Annotated in this window: 1 protein-coding gene; it reads left to right on the forward strand. The window is 47.4% G+C overall.

Annotated elements, in window-relative coordinates; translation table 11 throughout:
* Window positions 1-399, forward strand: a 399-nt coding sequence (locus tag ACFILY_RS09175; protein WP_375673346.1) for a phage tail sheath C-terminal domain-containing protein, incomplete at both ends; no start/stop codon positions are given.

Below are 399 nucleotides of genomic sequence, written 5' to 3' on the forward strand. Positions count from 1 at the left end.
TTATCCCAGCACGGCCCAGCCAGACTGATAATTTAAATACTTCTGGTGGACAAATAGCGTCCAATGTACGTATTTTATGCGGAAACCATACCACCTCCAGTGATCCACTTTGGCGCTTTGTCAATGTGGTGCGCACCCGTGCAGCTTTGGAAAAAACGATCATCAACAATTTCCGCCCTTGGGCGAATGATGAAAACCTTACTGGCCAACATGTTATTGCCATTACCCGCAGCCTTACACAGTTTCTTGATGATATGATTGCGCGTGGTGCGCTTTTGGGTGGCCGTGTTTGGTTTGACCGCGATTTAAATTCCAACAGCACTTTACAATTGGGAAAATGGCGGGTGGAATTTGATGCGGAAGAAGTGCCCCCTTTAGAAGATTTGAGTTCCGGCAGCC

The organism is Bartonella sp. CL25QHWL, assembly GCF_042195335.1.
Taxonomy (GTDB): domain Bacteria; phylum Pseudomonadota; class Alphaproteobacteria; order Rhizobiales; family Rhizobiaceae; genus Bartonella.